At 50.2% G+C, this 1,575-nt stretch carries 3 protein-coding genes; all 3 read right to left on the reverse strand.

The window, feature by feature from the left end; genetic code table 11:
* Window positions 1-45: 45 nt before the first annotated feature.
* Window positions 46-468, reverse strand: coding sequence for a hypothetical protein (locus AB5750_RS09675; protein ID WP_368146276.1), 423 nt, complete (start codon window positions 466-468; stop codon window positions 46-48).
* A gap of 74 nt (window positions 469-542) precedes the next feature.
* Window positions 543-878 carry a hypothetical protein gene (locus tag AB5750_RS09680; RefSeq protein ID WP_117840060.1) on the reverse strand — a complete coding sequence of 112 codons (336 nt, stop codon included), beginning with the start codon at window positions 876-878 and terminating at the stop codon, window positions 543-545.
* A 93-nt stretch (window positions 879-971) separates the two neighbouring features.
* A partial coding sequence (locus tag AB5750_RS09685; RefSeq protein ID WP_368146278.1) for a hypothetical protein occupies window positions 972-1,575 on the reverse strand: 604 nt, incomplete at its 5' end.

The raw sequence follows: 1,575 nt of genomic DNA on the forward strand, positions 1-1,575 counted from the left end.
GTGTTGGCTAAAATGGGTCGGCCGGGATTGGTCAATCTCGGCCGACTATATTTGGCTAAAATAATCCGACGCTAACATCTTTGCTAGTCGCCGCGCTTTGTCCTCCTCAATGTATCTTTCGAGCAGGATAAGCAGGTACTCAATATCGCGCTTCCTATTTGACTCTTCAAAGTATTGCTTGTACTTGTTCCATGAGCCATTTTCAAAAGAGTCGCGGTTGAACTCATCGAGGAAACACGCATACTTCTTCAGCAGATGCGCATTGTGGATATTGTTTCCGATTTTGTAGATGCTCACTAGGCTTGAGATGACGGGGATGTCCTTCAAGAACTCGTTTTGGAGAATTTCGTCCAGGCCAACCTCTGCGATATTCGAAATAAGTTCGAGAGAGTCGCTGCAAATAGTCGGCCTTGCGTCGTCTTGCAAGCGCGATAGACCGGCCTTAGTTGATTCCTCTGCGTTTACCATAAGATTACCTTTCATAATAATTTGCCAGTTTTGGCATGCGTTTGCAGCGCCGCTTTTCTGAAAGTGGCTCCAATTTAAATGCCATCCCCCGAATAGGCGCTCAGGTTCGATTCAACAAGTGCATTGGTTGAAAAGAGCTTTAGACCCCCTTCGCGGTAGAAGTCGCCTGTGCAGAGCAACCAAATCATCTTGTCGAGCTTGCAGGCAGTGGACTCGGGGTCCACGCCGCCCTTCCGCGCCGCGCGCGCGGCTTCGAAATGGCAACGAGCCACTTCGGCCTCGCTGTCAGTGGTAGCGTAAAACTGAACAGTATTCAGCTGGCCGTTGACACAAACATCGACGAGTGGCTGCTGAACAAGCTCGACGACCTGATCAGGGCGATGCAGCTCGAGCTCATGGAGCTGCACCACGGTTCGTCCTCGACTGTCTTCTGCACGCAGTGCAGGTCGAAGGGCTAGGCAGGAGCCCCCGAGGCTTTTCCTAATTCTAGGTGTTAAAGTCGATTACTGTCTGCCGTGGAATAGCCTCCACTTTTCGTCTTCGATGTCTCTTTCAATTGAAGACCTCACTTTTAACAGCCATTCTCTGTGTTTTAAATATTCAACACCTGCGGGCAGCTGAGCAGCAATCGATTCAATCGCCTCAATCTCCTTGAGCTTTGCTGGAATAAAGCCTTTTTCTGGAGACCCGCTCATTGAAGATCGACGGAGATCCAAATCGTTGATCGATATCTCGTCTTTATCGAGCGACAGAATGAGGGTGATAGCCCTGACCCTCGCCTCGTCATTGCAATCGGACAAGGCCCAGCTAATTCTATCGAGACTATTTGCGTCGGCGATCCTTTCGCGGATGATATATTCCAGGCGCTCCCAAAAAATATCGCTCGAGAGCGCATTTGCGTCACGAACGGGAAACAAAGCGGCTATTTCAAACCTACCGAGTGGTTCGCTCAGCACTTCATCGATCAATGCTTTCAGCAGATTCCAAGCACGATTGTCCTGGACGGTCCAAAACGAGCTGATTCTTCGCATGAGTATTTGCTCGCTTGAGCACTGTTGAATATCGCGAAACAGCACCGCCGATATCGCGCTTGGGCACCGGGGCCGA

The organism is Collinsella aerofaciens, assembly GCF_040926185.1.
GTDB lineage: Bacteria > Actinomycetota > Coriobacteriia > Coriobacteriales > Coriobacteriaceae > Collinsella > Collinsella aerofaciens_BC.

Excerpts from the sequence above, each read along its gene's own strand:
- AB5750_RS09675 (WP_368146276.1), bottom strand. The coding sequence starts at position 468 with ATGGTAAACGCAGAGGAATCAACTAAGGCCGGTCTATCGCGCTTGCAA.